This is a genomic window from Catenovulum sediminis (assembly GCF_007289895.1).
GTDB classification, from domain to species: Bacteria; Pseudomonadota; Gammaproteobacteria; order Enterobacterales; family Alteromonadaceae; genus Catenovulum; species Catenovulum sediminis.
The window spans coordinates 2,808,325-2,824,287 of record NZ_CP041660.1 but is presented as its reverse complement, the minus strand read 5'-3'; the positions used below and the strand labels follow the sequence as shown (position 1 = coordinate 2,824,287).

Annotated in this window: 17 protein-coding genes; all 17 read right to left on the bottom strand. The window is 37.2% G+C overall.

Annotation, left to right across the window (positions count from 1 at the left end; all coding sequences use genetic code 11):
- Entirely contained in the window at positions 1-291 is a 291-nt protein-coding gene (locus FNT16_RS11790) for a hypothetical protein (protein ID WP_143871770.1), read from the bottom strand.
- Positions 279-1,487 (bottom strand): hypothetical protein, encoded by a 1,209-nt coding sequence (locus tag FNT16_RS11785; RefSeq protein WP_143871769.1) that lies wholly within the window; start codon positions 1,485-1,487, stop codon positions 279-281. The genes FNT16_RS11790 and FNT16_RS11785 overlap by 13 nt, the downstream gene beginning before the upstream one ends.
- Before the next feature lie 237 nt (positions 1,488-1,724).
- Positions 1,725-2,570: a sugar nucleotide-binding protein gene (locus FNT16_RS11780; RefSeq protein WP_185976585.1), complete on the bottom strand. Its 846-nt coding sequence runs from the start codon at positions 2,568-2,570 to the stop codon at positions 1,725-1,727.
- A gap of 72 nt (positions 2,571-2,642) precedes the next feature.
- The gene (locus FNT16_RS11775; protein WP_143871767.1) at positions 2,643-3,383 is read right to left on the bottom strand and encodes a phytanoyl-CoA dioxygenase family protein; all 741 of its coding nucleotides are present in this window, start codon (positions 3,381-3,383) and stop codon (positions 2,643-2,645) included.
- A gap of 77 nt (positions 3,384-3,460) precedes the next feature.
- On the bottom strand, positions 3,461-4,171 hold the full coding sequence (locus FNT16_RS11770; protein ID WP_185976584.1) for an FkbM family methyltransferase: 711 nt from the start codon (positions 4,169-4,171) through the stop codon (positions 3,461-3,463).
- A 1-nt stretch (position 4,172) separates the two neighbouring features.
- On the bottom strand, positions 4,173-5,231 hold the full coding sequence (locus tag FNT16_RS11765; protein ID WP_143871765.1) for an alpha-ketoacid dehydrogenase subunit beta: 1,059 nt from the start codon (positions 5,229-5,231) through the stop codon (positions 4,173-4,175).
- Positions 5,232-5,235: 4 nt separating this feature from the next.
- The gene (locus FNT16_RS11760; RefSeq protein ID WP_221935023.1) at positions 5,236-6,216 is read right to left on the bottom strand and encodes a thiamine pyrophosphate-dependent dehydrogenase E1 component subunit alpha; all 981 of its coding nucleotides are present in this window, start codon (positions 6,214-6,216) and stop codon (positions 5,236-5,238) included.
- A 7-nt stretch (positions 6,217-6,223) separates the two neighbouring features.
- Positions 6,224-6,889 carry a class I SAM-dependent methyltransferase gene (locus tag FNT16_RS11755; protein WP_143871764.1) on the bottom strand — a complete coding sequence of 222 codons (666 nt, stop codon included), beginning with the start codon at positions 6,887-6,889 and terminating at the stop codon, positions 6,224-6,226.
- Positions 6,889-8,034 carry a DegT/DnrJ/EryC1/StrS family aminotransferase gene (locus FNT16_RS11750; protein ID WP_143871763.1) on the bottom strand — a complete coding sequence of 382 codons (1,146 nt, stop codon included), beginning with the start codon at positions 8,032-8,034 and terminating at the stop codon, positions 6,889-6,891. The genes FNT16_RS11755 and FNT16_RS11750 overlap by 1 nt, the downstream gene beginning before the upstream one ends.
- The gene (locus tag FNT16_RS11745; RefSeq protein WP_143871762.1) at positions 8,031-9,176 is read right to left on the bottom strand and encodes a DegT/DnrJ/EryC1/StrS family aminotransferase; all 1,146 of its coding nucleotides are present in this window, start codon (positions 9,174-9,176) and stop codon (positions 8,031-8,033) included. The genes FNT16_RS11750 and FNT16_RS11745 overlap by 4 nt, the downstream gene beginning before the upstream one ends.
- 1 nt (position 9,177) lies before the next feature.
- Positions 9,178-10,176, bottom strand: a complete 999-nt coding sequence (locus FNT16_RS11740) for a GDP-mannose 4,6-dehydratase (protein ID WP_143871761.1) — start codon at positions 10,174-10,176, stop codon at positions 9,178-9,180.
- Positions 10,173-10,739: an SIS domain-containing protein gene (locus FNT16_RS11735; RefSeq protein WP_143871760.1), complete on the bottom strand. Its 567-nt coding sequence runs from the start codon at positions 10,737-10,739 to the stop codon at positions 10,173-10,175. Before FNT16_RS11735 ends, FNT16_RS11740 begins: the two co-directional genes overlap by 4 nt.
- The gene (locus FNT16_RS11730; protein WP_143871759.1) at positions 10,736-11,674 is read right to left on the bottom strand and encodes an NAD-dependent epimerase/dehydratase family protein; all 939 of its coding nucleotides are present in this window, start codon (positions 11,672-11,674) and stop codon (positions 10,736-10,738) included. Before FNT16_RS11730 ends, FNT16_RS11735 begins: the two co-directional genes overlap by 4 nt.
- A 3-nt stretch (positions 11,675-11,677) precedes the next feature.
- Positions 11,678-13,189: a TIGR04372 family glycosyltransferase gene (locus FNT16_RS11725; RefSeq protein WP_143871758.1), complete on the bottom strand. Its 1,512-nt coding sequence runs from the start codon at positions 13,187-13,189 to the stop codon at positions 11,678-11,680.
- Positions 13,190-13,855: an acylneuraminate cytidylyltransferase family protein gene (locus tag FNT16_RS11720; protein ID WP_143871757.1), complete on the bottom strand. Its 666-nt coding sequence runs from the start codon at positions 13,853-13,855 to the stop codon at positions 13,190-13,192.
- Complete coding sequence (locus FNT16_RS11715) at positions 13,852-14,856, bottom strand: hypothetical protein (RefSeq protein WP_143871756.1); 1,005 nt, start codon at positions 14,854-14,856, stop codon at positions 13,852-13,854. Before FNT16_RS11715 ends, FNT16_RS11720 begins: the two co-directional genes overlap by 4 nt.
- A gap of 2 nt (positions 14,857-14,858) precedes the next feature.
- A complete protein-coding gene (locus tag FNT16_RS11710) occupies positions 14,859-15,959 on the bottom strand; it encodes a class I SAM-dependent methyltransferase (RefSeq protein ID WP_246072213.1) in 1,101 nt (366 codons plus the stop codon).
- Between the last annotated feature and the right edge of the window lie 4 nt (positions 15,960-15,963).

Below are 15,963 nucleotides of genomic sequence, written 5' to 3'. Positions count from 1 at the left end.
TCAAAAATTAATTAATATAGGGAAAACTTTAATTTGCTCGCCAGGTACACCGTTCAAAATTAACTGATTGTAAATTTGAATAAAGTGCCTAGAAGTAATAATGATACAATCGAAATCATAACGCTCTAATTGCTCTATGCATATAATCGGTATATTCTCATATGTTCGCTCTTTTTCGATGTTGGCAGAGTTGTCAACAATAAAGCTAACTTTTGCTAGTTCAAATTTCGGAACTAGTGAAAAATATAAATCAAGCCCAGTCCCTAAACCAAACAAGCCTATCTTTTGCATTCTATAACCTCAATAAATGGCTCATTAAAACTTAAAACATAACGATAAAAAAATAAAACTTTTTCACTACGAGTTATTAGTAATTGTTTTTCGTATGCTTTTCTTGCAAGTTCAATGCTCGAAAAGTAAGGTAAGTATTCTATTAACAATGTATGCGTTTTTAAAACTTGTAAAGGATCCTCTTCTAGTTCAGACGGCAACTGATACCCCCAACTCCTGTACCTAGCCGCAAATAATTTCAATAATATTTTTTCATCTAGAACTGGAATTAAATCAGAAAGGCATATTTTAGCTTGAGAAGAGGGTGAAAAGCCTGAAATATGCTCCCGCCCTTTAACATTACTCCAGCGGCGACCACCAAAAGAACTACGCAACAAACAATCATCCCATTGTATAGCGAGACGATTGCATAATCTGCTTAGTATAGCGTTTGGAGAGGCATGCAAATCTTCCAATTTAATTCCAATATGCTTAACTGCGTGATTAGGGTGCTGGGTGGCATTGAAAAACAGTTGGCCAAGTATCTTAACAAGATTGTCAGGCGTAAGGTTGTTAGACTCCATTTTACAACGAAGTAGTGAACGCAAAGCAACTAACGGTGAGCGAACCATTTGTAAAACAGTGCATTTATTGAAGTTTTTAGCGTACCAATTTATTTGGTCATATAAGGGATTATGTAATTGGAACACTATCTTTTTTTGTTTTAGCCTTTCAATGGATTGCTCTCCATTCAAGCAACTGTCGAATGAATAATTTATTGTTAGAAACAATCTTAATTTGTCCGTATAACCTTCACTCGTCAACAAATTAAAATAGTAAAAAAAATACTTTTTGAATTTATGGTACTCACAAATGTTATCAACATCTAGGTTCCCTGTTTCACATTGGCGAAAATAATTTTCTTGTTCTGCTTTATAGGATGCTCCAAAGAAAGGGCCAAATTTTTTTTCGACAAAGCTGAACCCAGACTCGACAGTCGTTATATCGGTTGGGCATTTTGACAATTCAAATTGGAATGAATTGATGATAGGTGGTAAACAAATTAAATCAGGATGACTATCAAGCAAAGAGTGTAAAAAATATGACCCGCTTCGACCATAATAAACAATAATTACAATATCGTTAAGTCCACAATTACTGTTCAATTTATTCAATTTTTTCAATTTTTTCTCAACAATTAAATCTAAATCTGACATAAGTTTATCACCTGAGGCGCCACCACTTTTTTACACTTCATTAGACCTCCATCCGTAAACCATTTTTACTAGTGATAACTACTATGAAAAATATTTAAATACCAAGTTACTGCTATCTATTATTAACACATGATTGTGTTTGTAACTAAAACATTCTTATTCGCCCCTATCCAATTTATATTCTTCTCGCTTAAAAATCTCTAGCCAAATCTGAATATTATCGTATATTTTAGTAATTTATGTTTGTGATATATGCATATCTCGGATTGAGTTTGCAACACGTTCTATGATCAAGTCTGTGTTAGATGTAATGCTTAAGCTAGGTGGTAACCTGTTTAATAAAGACGAGTAGCGAGTGGGTATTTGACCATCATATGAAGCTGAAACAGGCAAAATTCTCCCATCTCGCCTCCCCAAGTTTTTGTGTATTATTTTTGCAACATCGTAATAAGTAACGTCTGCCATACCAGATAGCTGGTATACGCCAGTTTGCTTTGTTTTTGCAATTTCGATAAGTACACGTGAAACATCATCTAATAAGATCGGGCAAAAGTAATGATCATAGTAAGCTTCAACATCTTGCCCACTACATATAGCACTTGCCCATTTTAAAAATAACGGAAAATCTTTGGAAATAACTTTGGATAGCCTGACTATAGCAAAATTTTGTTTCTGTTCTCGTAGATAACTTTCTACATATACTTTATTTTCTGCATATAAACTTTGTGGTGAATACAGCGCATCAAAAGGTACTTGATAAGTATTCCGCCCAAAAACTAAATTAGTAGATACAAATATGGGGAAAATATCTAGCGTATCTAGTTTTTCAATCAACTTCACTGTCATGACATTATTAACAAAATTCACTTTCTCCACGTTCACGGCTCGAGAATTTTGAGGGGTGATAGCAGACAATAGAATCGCACTTCCACCTGAATATCTAGAAAATTCATCCCATGTATCGGGCTTTTCTAAGTCAAATATGCAGTCAACTTCTTCTTGTCTTCCAGCCGAAACCAAACGCCTATCAAACTTACATTGAGTGCTCAATATACCTCGACCAATAAAACTATTTGCACCCAAGACTATAATTCTTTGACTGTCGATTATATTTTTCCTCATTAAACAAATATGTATGATGTATCACCACAGCGCTTACTTCTCGCACAAGAGAGTAAATTCCAAATTCACACGCGTAGCCAAGCCACCACCAATCCCGACGTGCAACAAGTTGTCATGGAACGCGACATATTGGCCTGGTTGTATATTGAATTGTTTAATCTCTACCTTAGTTTCATCAATTTGTATTTGGGGTTTTATAAATCCATCACGTAAAACTCCAATATAGGGCCAAGACCTTTTATGGGAATTCTCTACATACCCAAGCCCCGAGAGGTTTAGTTCACAATATAAAGCCAACCAAACTTTGACCCTAAAACAGCCCTCAGGCATAACCCCATGGCCTAGTTCCCAAAACCATGAATCTGCATGAAGTGGCCCTATATCTGATCTTGAATCTGGCCTAACAATCCTCCAATATATTTCTTCAGGTTGCATTGACTCTTCATTAGCAATTCTAAGAACATTCAGCTCATTAGCTAATGTTTTGAAAAATGACATGCTCTTAATTTTACTGACAGCTTTCGAATCTAGCACTCTCTCTTTTTTAGGCCACAATAATTTATGTTCTAATAGGTTATCAAGCTCATGATACGCATCCATTTCTAAGTTTTTTATAGTTTGTTCCAAATAAGGATAACATTTGAGTATTCGATTTCGCCATTGTGATTCTACCAAAGATTTAATCGCATCATATTCATCCGAATTTATTGGTTTTGAAAGGGTAAAACCATCGTTGTTGATTGTGTCTAGTATCACTTCAAATTCTCGTTTCATTCAAATTTCAAAAATGCAAACTATGTCAAGTAGTATTAATTCTAAGGTCTTTAGGTTCTAGGAATTAAAAATAGATATTACATACAGCTAAGTTTTTCACTGTATACAAACACTTCATTTCTATCCGCTCCGTTCAATGGCAAGCTTTTATATCCTTTAGAAAACAAAAACTCTCGATTTGATTCACTATTCGACTCAACTATAAACATTGGGTGGTCCCTTTCAATTAATTTACTCATCCCTTTTAATACTTGTAATTCATAGCCTTCCACATCAACTTTTACAAGAGCCACTGTCATAGGTATATCTAAATTATCAATTGGCAAACAAAGTGTATTAAGCACTCCATTATTAGATACCGAGCTGCTGGTATAAGTGTCAAACAATACAGTATCTTTGTTGATTAATCCCGACTGCTCAATAGCAACCATACTAACTTCATCACCAACAGCACAATTAAAAGCGGTGATGTTTTTAAAATGCGACTTTCTAATCATGTAAGTTAAAATTTCATGGATTTCAGGAAGTGGTTCAAATGAAAAAACATGCCCATCCACTCCAGTTAATTCTGCCATTTTAAGTGTATAGCGACCTACATTTGCCCCAATATCCAAGCAACAATCTCCTTTATTGATCCAGCGACCAAGTTCAAAAAATTCAATCTCGCTACTTACAAATTTATTTTTTTTAAATTGGTTGTGAAAGTATCGTTTTTCTATACTTTGACATAGATTAAAAGGTAAAAGCCCTAACATAAACTTAAATACTTTAATTCTGATATTTCCCACGTTAAAACGGCCCTTTAAAATGAGATCCTGGAATATCATGGTGCCCTTCGGTATCAAGTTCTCGATATAAGGAGCTATCAACATTTTCTAAAAGCATTCCATGAACTTTTTCCGCAATTTCTTTAGCACCAAAATAAAATTGCTTAGTTAAACCGTAACTAGTTGGCTCAGGTATATCCGGCATGGCTAATCGACTCGGTGCAGCTTTTAAATGGGCAAAACACTTTTCACTTACTTTAGCTACTATTTCTCCGGCTACTGAGCCGGTTTCAGCCCCCGTATCTAACACAAGTAAGCGCCCTGTTTTTTCAACCGATTCATATATCGTTTCCCAATCAATTGGTTTTACTGTCATCAAATCAATTAATTCAACATTGACACTGTTTTTAGATAAAGCCTCACTCGCTCGAATCGCCTCAACCGTTAAATAAGACATCGCGATAATTGTTATATCGTCACCTTTTTTCAAAAGTTTAGCTTTTCCAATGCTGGAATGTGAGCCTTTTTCAATTAAACCGACTTGCCCATGTAACCATCTATGTTCAATAAATATAACTGGGTTTGGATCTTGTATTGCTTGTTTTAACATATGATAGGCATCATTGGGGTTAGTCGGCATCACCACTTTAAGTCCGGGAATGTGTGCAAACCAAGCGTGCAAATTTTGAGAATGGGTAGGCCCTTGCCCCCAACCTCGACCAATCATTAACCGAATCACAATTGGGACATTAGATTGCCCATTGAACATGTAGTGCCATTTTGCAGCCGCATTAACTAATTGGTCCATTGCTAATAAAAAAAAATCCAACCGTTGATGAACCATAACGGGTTTTAAGCCATTCAAAGCCGCGCCTATACCTACGCCAGTCATCGCATTTTCACAGGTGGGCATATCAAAAACGCGCTGCGGGAAATTTTCGCTTAAGTTCGCTGTTGTACCAAATATTCGCAGCGGATCATCAACCCCTAAACCATAACAAATAACAGATTCATCCATTTCCATTGATTCTGTTAGTGCCACATTAACAGCTTGCGCCATCGTTAATTCTTTACAGGACATTAGCTCACCTATAGATATAATCATTTACTGTGGAAACATCTGGAAAAGGCGACGACTCTGCAAATTCAAAGGACTCCTGAACCAACCCGGTTACTTGGCCGCGTATTTGACTAAAATGATTCTGAGTAAACAAGGTGTTTTCAAGCAGCCAATTTTCATATCGTGCTATTGGTTCTCGCACTTTCCAATTATCAAACTCTTGTGCAGTTCGATAACCCAAATCATTATCATAGTTTGGTCCACAATGCTCTCGCCAACGATACGTGTCGAACTCAATAAATTGAGGCCCACTGCCGGCTCTTATTAGGTTGATTTTTTCCTGTAATATTTCATAACACTCAACTACGTTATTTCCATCGGCATGCGTTGACTTTATACCAATCGCCTCAACCATTTTGTACAACTTTCGCCCTTCTGGCTGCCTATTTTTTAATGGGCTATATACCGAATACAAGTTATTCTCACAGACAAACAAAACGGGTAATTTTTTAAGCGCGGCAAAATTTGCGGATTCATAAAAGACGCCCTCTTCAAGAGCTCCGTCTCCAACAAAGACAACGCTAATACCTTGTTCCGATTTTATTTGTTGACTTAAAGCTAATCCCACCCCGATCGGAATAGTGTTGCCCACAATTGCAGTACTTCCTTTAAAACCAACAGACTCATCAATTAAATGCATCGATCCCCCTCGACCACCGCTGCAGCCGGTTGCTTTGCCATAGATCTCAGCTATCATGGCCTTAGGGCAACCACCCTTTGCCAAATAATGTGCATGAGCCCGATGAGTCGAAACAGCTAGGTCATAGCTAAACAATAAAGGTGCCAAAGCAGACGGTACACCTTCTTGCCCAATGGATAAATGAGTAGGACAACGCATTTTTCCTTCTGGATAGCGTTTTGCAATTTCTTCTTCTAGATCTCGAATCAAGTATAAAGTTTTTAAAACCTTTAATTGATGCGCTTCATTGTTCAATAACTGAGTCACATAACACCTACGGGATAAACCAGTAATAATCGCCCGTGTAACCCACCTGTTTAAAAAAGGCTTTCCATTCATCCACGTGCATCATAGTTTTAGCGGTTAAATTCCAAGCTTCCATTCTCTCTTTTTCTTCATCATTGCGATAAGCATCTACTGTAATAAAGCTTTTTCCTGGTTGTTTTAAAACTCGTTCAATTTCAATTAGGGCTTTTGCCAAATCATCTACTTCTAAATTGTGCAGAGTTGTTATCGAAAACAGCGCATCAAAGGTATTGTTTTCATAAGGTAGCTCAGTTGCACTACCTACGACCAAATCAGGTTTTACAGCTTCCAGTGCATTTTCTATTGCATACTCAGAAATATCTAAACCACTGACCTGAATACCTGGAATCAGTTGTTTAAAGTCATACAGCATAAAGCCTTTGGCACAACCAACATCTAAAATATGGCTCGACGCATCTAGACTGAAGTGCTGTGCAAAGTCAGGAATCACTGGTTGCCAAAATCTGGGCATGTATTTAAAACCACCGTATCCAGTGTCTCGTGTTCCGTCAAAAAATTCTTTACCGAATTTACGTGCAATCGCTCTATCAGCCTCAGTTTTAGTATGACCACGTCCCGATACATCTCTTTTTGTTTTTGGGTAATTATGCATTAAATCAATTTCTTGTCCCATTAGGCTTCCTTTAATTCAATATTGATTAATGATGCGGCGCGTTTAACGGTGTTTACAACATGTTCAACTTGCTCGTTACTTAATTCTGGGTAAATCGGTAGGCTAACAATCCTTTCTGCCTGCTTTTCAACGACAGGAAAATCCCCTTTTTTATAACCTAAGTTTTTTGCTGCTTGCATTAAATGCAGTGGCACAGGGTAATGTATTTTCGTTTCTACGCCATGATCTAATAAAATCTGCATAAATTCAGCTCGTTTTTCGACTTGAATAACAAAGTTGTGAAAAACAGGCGCGTCCTCTTTGCGAAAATACGGACATTGCACGATACCTGTTAGCTCAGATGTGTATATTGCAGCGATCTGTTGAAAACGCGCAGTCCATTTTTCAAAATAGGGTAACTTTTTTAGACCAATTGCCGCTTGTAATGTATCGCAACGACTGTTTCGGCCCCAAAAACCAGCTTCATCACGATTAATTAGCCCATGATTTCTGAGTTTTTTCACTCTCTCGAAAATTTCCGAATCGCGCATAGTAATAAACCCAGCATCACCCATTAAATGAAAATTCTTTAGTGGGTGTAGGCTAAAACATGCTACGTCACCCAGAGATCCGACTTTTCGACCTTGATACTTCGCACCTATTGCCTGAGCGGCATCTTCAATTAAAACCAAGCCATATTCATCAGCTATACTGCGAAACTCGTTCATTTTTGCTGGGTTTCCAGTCAAATGCACCACAATGATCGCTTTTGTTTTCTCTGATATTTTTTCGACAACTCGCTGTGGGTCTAAATTATAATCTTCATCAACATCTGCAAAGCGAATTTCTGCACCCACTTCATTAATTGCACCTGCTGTCGCTATAAAAGAATTCGGAGCGGTTATCACTTCATCTCCGGCGCCAATTCCATAACCCAATAATGCTAAAGCTAATGCATCCGTTCCATTCCCTACCGCTAAGGCATAGTTGCTTTGGCAAACCAAAGAAAGCTCTTTCTCAAATAATTCGACTTGTGGTCCAAAAACATATTGCCCAGAGCGACCAACTTGTCGGAAAATATCTACTAATTCATTTTCTAATTCAGCATACTGAACGGCTAAATTGACAAACGGTACATGCATTGGCTTGACATTATTCAGGTTCATTTTGCATAAAACTCCTGAATACACTCAACGACATATGCTATTTGCTCACTGCTTATAAATTCGTGTACGGGTAAGGACAAACAATTATTTGCCAAGAATTCCGCTTTAGGGAAATCTCCTACTTGATAACCATATGGTTGCGCGGCAGGTTGCAAATGCATCGGAACCGGGTAATGTACCTTGGCATCTACTCCCTTGTTATTTAAAAAATTCTGCAACTCATCACGCTGCTCAAACGTCGCCATATACAAATGATAAACCGATTTTTTTTCAGGATCTCGCTTTGGCAATTTAACTTGTGGGATTTGTTTTAGAAGTTTATCGAAACGCAATGCGTTCTCGATTCTTTTTTCAGTAATATGCTCGATTTTATTATCTAATAAATGCTGTGCGACAACCGCTTGTATTGTATCTAGCCGCGAGTTATATGCCCATTCTTGACAATAATCACGGTTCATCAAACCATGATTTCGAATAGAATAGAGCTTTTCTGCAACCGCTGAATTATTAGTAACAATAACACCGCCATCTCCCCATACATTTAAATTTTTAAGCGGATGCATACTAAAACAAGCTACGTCACAAAGCGCTGCCATTCCTTGATTTCGATAACGACTCGAAATTGCATGACAGGCGTCTGCAACAACGAACAGATTATGCTTTTGAGCAATATGATTAATTTTTTCCATGTCACATGGAACACCCGCCCAGTGAACAGGCATAATCACTTTAGTTTTTGTTGTGATAGCAGATTCAATTAATTCTGCATTAATATTATGGTCGTCACAAATATCCACGAAGACTGGAGTTGCGCCCGCTGTAACAATGGCTCCTATAGTGGCGAAAAATGTAAATGGAGTCGTTATAACTTCATCACCATTACCGACTCCCAAAGCTTTTAAAGTCAAAAACAAAGCATCTGTACCGCTACCAACACCAATGCCATACTTTCCATGATTTAACTTAGAAAAATCGGCTTCAAACTGATCGACAGACTGACCCAGCGTAAAATCACCTGCAATCACAACCTGTTTTACTTTTTCCCAAATGGACTCGAAATCGGAAAACTGCTCTGGCAAATAATTATGGTTAATTGGGTAATGTCCCGTCTTTTTATATTGTTCCGGATAAAAATTATTCATATTAAGCTTTGTGTATATATTTTAATGGTTGATTTTTAATTGAAAGCCAATGACATTCAACCCAATCTAAAGTGTTTAGAATACCTTGTTCTAAAGAGGTTTCAGGTTGCCATCCCAGTTCACGCCGAGCTTTTTTATCATCCATTAAATACTGCAAATCTTTGCCGACTCTATCTTCTGAAACATCAACAAATTTTTCAAAATCAATACCCTGAATACGATTTATTTTCTGCACTAAATCGTGTATCGATATAAATTCATCGGTAGAAAAATGATATATCTCGCCTATCTGCCCTTTTTCCAATGTCAGCCTTAATCCACTTGCTGCATCATCACCATATATAAATGCCCGAATGGCTTTCCCTCCGCCATGCAAAGGTAACTTTTTGCCTAATTTGGCGTAAATTATCGTGCGAGGAATAATTCTATATAATTGCTGAGTGGGACCATAAAAATTTGAAAACCGAGTTAAAATTACCGGAAATTCAAATTGCTTGTAATAGGCCATCAAGTGCATATCTACACATGCATGACTAATTGCATAGGGTGTGCTAGGGCTATAGCTCGTCGATTCACTAATCAACGCATCAGTACTGCCATAAACTTCTGGGGTAGAAACACGTACGTATTTTTGTAAATATGCTTTATCTTTTAGAAAGTTAATCAACTTTGATTTAGCAACAACGTTTGTTTGATACCATTGTTCAGGACTTTCCCAACTTTCTGCAACCATCCCTTGACCTGCAAAATCAACAATAAATTGCGGCTTTTGGCATTCGATAATATCGCAAATACGATCAAAATCAGAATTGATATCAAAAGCGTAAAAAATGTACTCATTTTCTAAGTTGGTTAATTTATAAGGCACAAATTCAGGTGTTTTTTCTGCACTTCTGTTGATACCAATTACCTTGTAATTATGCGACAACATATGTGCAACAAAACAACCGCCTGCAAACGAATTCGCACCTAAAACTAGTACCGTTTTAGATAAATTCATTTGTTTTCCTCATCGCACAACATTCTCATCAACATGTGACCTACAATCAACTGTAAGTCTTCAGATATTTGCATATCATCTATTGCGAAATGAATGGGTAAATCAACTAGTTTTTTAGCTTCTCCACCTTTGTAACCCAGAATCCCAACCGTAATCATGTTTTTAGCTTTCGCAGCTTGAATAGCTTCAACAATATTTGCTGAATTGCCGCTGCCAGATAAAACAATTAGCACATCATCTCTGTTGCCTTTTACCTGTATCTGACGTGAAAATATATGTTGATACCCCAAGTCATTTCCCAAACAAGTGAGTACCGAGCAGTTTGCAGACAATGCCTCCACTCTTACCGATTTTGCTTGTTTTGGACTAATGCCGTACAAAAAGTCATTAGCCAAGTGCTGGGCGTTGCCCGCACTACCACCATTGCCACAAAGATAAAGTGCTTTACCATTATTGATCGTACTTTGTAAAATTTCACCTAACGCTTTGACAATAGACCAATCCGTAGAAGCAAGCACGTCGCTTAATCGTGAGGCATATTCTGGACAGCTAAATTTGTTCATAATACTGTTTTTTGCATCCACTTAAGATTGTAATATTCCTCTTTATCGGCCAATAATCCATTTTTATAAGCTTCAATTATCTCTTCTATTGCTATTTCGACCGATTTTTTCGGTTTAAAACCTGTGGCAAGCAGTTTCTCAGAGTTAACTCGGTACGAACGCGGGTCATTTGAAGGTGTCGTAATAACCTCTGCACCAGTACGACGAGCCAGTATCTCGGCGATCTCAGCAATTGTTATATTCTCAAAACCCGCATTAAATACACCTGTCACATCTGCTCTATTCAACAAAAATACATATAAATCCGTAATATCATCCATGTGGATATTAGGTCTTGACTGATTACCACCGAATACAGTTATTTTGCCATTTTTGATCGCTTGCATAGTCAACATGTTAACTGCTACATCCAACCGCATTCTCGGCGATAGACCACAAACGGTAGCTGGCCTGACAATTTGCACGACCATCTTATCAATATAACTAAGCAGCACTCGCTCAGATACCATTTTAGTTTTGTTGTATTCAGACAATGGTTCTAGCGACAAATCTTCCGTTACATTTTCTTCGTCTTTAACACCATAAACACTACCAGACGATGCATAAATAAAATGCTTTACACCTTTGCGCACAGCATGATCGGCCAATTGCATTGTTGCAAGCGCGCTCACTTCCCAAGTTAGTTTGGGATCTAAATCTCCACATGGGTCATTTGCAATTGAGGCTAGGTGAATTATGGTTTCCACTCCGTCCAACGGAATCGTTTCAATAAAACGCACATCTCCTTTTATAACCACTAAATTTTCGTGAGGCTGCAAATGATTACCGAACCATTGAGTGTCAAATGCTATAACTTTATGCCCTTGGTTCAATAGTTTAGGTACTAACACACTACCCTTGTACCCTGTCGCGCCTGTAACTAAAATTGTTTTCATATTCTACTCGACGTTAAATAATTTTTTGTTTGCTTGAAGAAAGCTATGTGGAATCACAATATTTTTGTTTAAATAACCGCAATCATTTGGGATTTGTGCAAAATATTGACGTAATAATCGATCATCGTATTGGTTACGATTAGACAACACACCTTCAAATTCAATTGTCGCTTGTATAATTTCACTAGAAGTGTTTTCAATATATGAATACCCATAGCCAGCTAAGACTTGTCCATTATATATATCTAACACTCTCTCTTCGATTCCCAAGTTGTTTTTTAAAGTTGTACCTTGTGCAATTTCTACAAATGATTTTGCTTTTCCTTCATCATCAATTAATTTCTTAAAAATATTCCAGATGTTTTTACCATAAACATGTACGTATGGTGCACAATTAACTAATAAGCATGGTTTATCGAAAGATGCGGCTATAGCGAATGGGCCTGAATTAATACCTAAATAAAATACACAATCCCTAATGAATATTAGTTCAGCTAAAGATACATTTGAAGATTCGTTGCGCTGATTTAAATCAATGTAAAAATCTGAATCAATTGATAGCTTTTGGTTAGTATACTGCCCTATTCTTACAACGGTGTACCCTGCACCTATTAACCATCTTATCGTTGATTCATAGTTTAGAATGTCCACATCACGGTAATCGTGATAAGTTGTATCTTTGCCGCCGACGACACTCGTTAAATATTTAGAGTCTCTAACATGTAGACAGACTATTGGTCTCTTCGCATGTATACCAAACTCATTGTATATAGAGTTTTTAAGTTCAGTTTGTTTTTCTGTCAGCTCGAGGAGTCGATCAGCTTGTTTATAAACGACCACGGCATTGTGTAACTGATTTTCAATCGAAAATGCCTGCCTTTTTGCGCTGTTTACATCATATGGCATTTGACCATAAAATTTATCATTTAAAAGAAGCGGTCGCGAGCTATGCAGGTTAAACAAATAGTCACTGAGTTCTATTTTTTGGTAGTTTGCCAACATATCTAAATATGCATAATTACAAACTTTTTCTTGGCCTATAAATATATTTAACTCATTTGGACTTGCCTGTAGCCGTGCCCTTTTGCGCAGCCACGCATCAGATTCACACGCTAAATGACCAATTCGTTGTGTATTGATAAAATAAATTTTGACACGTGAATACCCTAACTCGCGCAACCTTGCATTTAAAATCTGAGCTTCGCCCCCCACACTCACCATAAAACACAATATAACAACAGAACAATGATACTGTTCCCTGAGCCAAAATGCTTGAGCTAGATGATATAGCACTTCAGGATCTGTACTGCGATACCAACTTAACTTCCTCAAAAAACCTAAGTCGTCATATGCAGTCCCCAACCCTAACAATGCGTCTAAGCGAAATTTAAGTAATTGAGCATTGTTGGGATCTAGCTTGAGGGCTTTATCCACTGTTTTTAACAGATCAATATAATTTTTCTTTGATAATTCGTTTGTACATTTATCTAATATTTTACTTAAACATAAGTGCATTTAACTTAATCTCTCTAAGTCAGAATAAGTATCTATATCTATTGAATCGGCACGACTCATGATATATGGATGAACATTATTCTTCGCAAAGTTCTCTCTACTCATAAAATCTTGAGCGTAAAAAAGGTATATTGCGCCGTTTGGCATTAAAAATTTTGGCATTTCTTGCCGGCGAAGATGTGGAAAATCATTCGCAAATGCACTTTCAATTTCACCATTACTCTTCTGTATATAAGACTTACCTAGATTAAACTCTGGCTCAAATACACTCACGACCATTGTCGCATTTTTCTCTAAATAAAGTTGATATGCCTCTTCAATATGTTGACATGTACGAAGTGGTGAGGTTGGTTGTAATAAAACAACATTAGAATAAGATATACCTTTGTTAAGAAGTTCATTAATTGTATGTGTAATAACTGGCGCCATGGGTGTTTGATCAGTCGACAAATGGCTCGGACGAGATATAACATCGACCCCGAATGCTTTACTCACTTTGGCAATTTCATGGCAATCAGTTGTCACAACTACACGGTCGATGAAGGTGCTTTGTCTCGCGGCATTAATTGACCAATAAATTAGTGGATATCCTTTTACGTTTACTAAGTTTTTATTTTTAATCCCCTTTGAACCAGCTCTTGCGGGGATAATTGCTAAAAGGCTCATTGTAAAATACCTCTAGTAGGAAGCACGCTGGCCAACAATGATTTAGGGTTTACAACCGATAGTTGGATATTTTGGCGGTTTAACACATTCTGTTGGAGCCAAGGGAGATATTCGGTAATTGGTAAATTACCTAATTGTGATGATATTTCTTTAGAAGCTGTCGCATGAGCCGTCCTACTCACATTTCGATGAGTTCCATTGGCGTTAATTTCGTGTAATACTGCTTGTGCTTGCTTACTAATATTATCCTGATGTGACTGGTAGAAATAAGCTTCATCATATAAATCAACTCCCACTAACCGAATATCGTTATATCCCATAGTGACGCAGTAATTAATTGCCGAGTCTAAGTTAGACATATGATGTGTTAAGATATTGGCTCTTCGATAGAAATACGGAATCAAACTAGACAACAGCTCTGGATCTTTTGTCTTAACTGATACTGTCGGATAAAAAGCCACCTGCTTTCTAGACGCAAATTCTAAATACTCCACCGCACTTTGCGCAATATACCGAGCGGAAATGAGTAACGGTGTTTCTTTAAAGGGTTGATGTTTAAGTGCTCTCTTTTCAAAAAACTCGATAAACTTGGGCGTGTTCTTAAATTCAGTAAAATGCACGCTCGGTACAAATTCATGGACAAAAAACAAATTCAACCCAACTGAATAATGTTGTTTTATACATTGCCACTCGTTATTACTCACGTCATTAATACTACTTCCACACCCTAATATAAAAGCAGTTTTTTGAACGCCAGTTTGTGCGTTATTTTGCGTTATCGGAGCAGGGATCAAAAGCTCTTTGCAACCGAAATGTTTTGCTTCTTTTGCGAGTTTTTTTTGTATATATTCTTCCCAAAATACGTTAGCTAGGATGTGCGTATGATCTTCAGGTATGCTATGTTTTCTAGCATATTTCTGCGCTCTAAAGCTAAAAAATTTATACAACCAAGATGAATAAATTGGATAGAGTCCCTGTTTAAACTTAGGCTTTCTTTCCATATTTAACACACCTTTTTACAAACCAATATACAAAATGCCCCATCTTCCCCAATAGATATATCGCCGTCAGTGCAATCTGCCTGCTTATAGGTCTCAGTCACAACAAATCCAACGGATTCAACCAGAGCTGTGATTTCAGGTACTGTATAATGTTTTACATGATACTTAAATTGCGCTTTGTTAAATGGCATCACTGATTCATTAGGGGTTGAACAAATTAGCGTGCCTTCTGGTTTTAACCATTTATAAAATAATATAAGCAATTGACGATCAAAATCGATATGTTCTATTGTTTCAAAAGAAGTAATAGCATCAACTGAGTTTTCATCTATATCTAGCTTCAAAGCATCTTTACAAATAAAGTCCACATTCTCATGTGCAAAATATTCTTTCGCATACTGAATCGCACCGAGATCAATATCAACGGCAGTGACTCTACTTTTTGTAGACTGAGCAATTATTTTGCTGCCATAACCAATACCACATGCTAAATCCAATACAATTTTAGACTCTAATTGAGCTAACTTGTCAGCGGCAAATATGTAGCGATTTTTATGATCCTGCCGAATAGCTTCATAGCTAGTTGAGATTTGACGCTCTCCATAATTCATTGTTTTGGTTGCTTTCGCTATTAGCATTCCTTGCTCTTTTACAATTTCAACCCCAGTAAACCCGACACGCTCAAGTAGAAAGGTTAGCTTACTTTGACTATATGCACTTTTATATACGTTTTCATATGATTGATTGTAATCAGCAAACCTAGGGTTGCTGCATTGTTGTGAGCCATACAATTTAGCACTTGATATCCGCGCGGCTGACTGCGGATCTTTGATAGATTTCTCATCCCACCGTGCATCCAGCCATTGACGCATATAATACTCAGCATCAGTGACTCTAAGTTCGATTGAGCCGCCTACCATCAAACTTTTAAACCAATCAATCAGACACGCGTCACCCTCCATAGCAGTTAGATATTCTAGGCAGTTTTCAATTACGAGGTTATCTATAGAATTACTGTACGCACTTAATTCCCATGCAACAAGTTGCTGACTACCAATTGTGAGCTTCGTATTTTGACACTTATTTATTTTTAAACATTGCATGGCG

Excerpts from the sequence above, each read along its gene's own strand:
- FNT16_RS11710 (WP_246072213.1), bottom strand. The coding sequence starts at position 15,959 with ATGCAATGTTTAAAAATAAATAAGTGTCAAAATACGAAGCTCACAATT.
- FNT16_RS11725 (WP_143871758.1), bottom strand. The coding sequence starts at position 13,189 with ATGCACTTATGTTTAAGTAAAATATTAGATAAATGTACAAACGAATTA.
- FNT16_RS11785 (WP_143871769.1), bottom strand. The coding sequence starts at position 1,487 with ATGTCAGATTTAGATTTAATTGTTGAGAAAAAATTGAAAAAATTGAAT.
- FNT16_RS11735 (WP_143871760.1), bottom strand. The coding sequence starts at position 10,739 with ATGAACAAATTTAGCTGTCCAGAATATGCCTCACGATTAAGCGACGTG.
- FNT16_RS11740 (WP_143871761.1), bottom strand. The coding sequence starts at position 10,176 with ATGAATTTATCTAAAACGGTACTAGTTTTAGGTGCGAATTCGTTTGCA.
- FNT16_RS11745 (WP_143871762.1), bottom strand. The coding sequence starts at position 9,176 with ATGAATAATTTTTATCCGGAACAATATAAAAAGACGGGACATTACCCA.
- FNT16_RS11765 (WP_143871765.1), bottom strand. The coding sequence starts at position 5,231 with ATGTCCTGTAAAGAATTAACGATGGCGCAAGCTGTTAATGTGGCACTA.
- FNT16_RS11720 (WP_143871757.1), bottom strand. The coding sequence starts at position 13,855 with ATGAGCCTTTTAGCAATTATCCCCGCAAGAGCTGGTTCAAAGGGGATT.
- FNT16_RS11730 (WP_143871759.1), bottom strand. The coding sequence starts at position 11,674 with ATGAAAACAATTTTAGTTACAGGCGCGACAGGGTACAAGGGTAGTGTG.
- FNT16_RS11790 (WP_143871770.1), bottom strand. The coding sequence starts at position 291 with ATGCAAAAGATAGGCTTGTTTGGTTTAGGGACTGGGCTTGATTTATAT.
- FNT16_RS11750 (WP_143871763.1), bottom strand. The coding sequence starts at position 8,034 with ATGAACCTGAATAATGTCAAGCCAATGCATGTACCGTTTGTCAATTTA.
- FNT16_RS11775 (WP_143871767.1), bottom strand. The coding sequence starts at position 3,383 with ATGAAACGAGAATTTGAAGTGATACTAGACACAATCAACAACGATGGT.
- FNT16_RS11715 (WP_143871756.1), bottom strand. The coding sequence starts at position 14,856 with ATGGAAAGAAAGCCTAAGTTTAAACAGGGACTCTATCCAATTTATTCA.
- FNT16_RS11755 (WP_143871764.1), bottom strand. The coding sequence starts at position 6,889 with ATGGGACAAGAAATTGATTTAATGCATAATTACCCAAAAACAAAAAGA.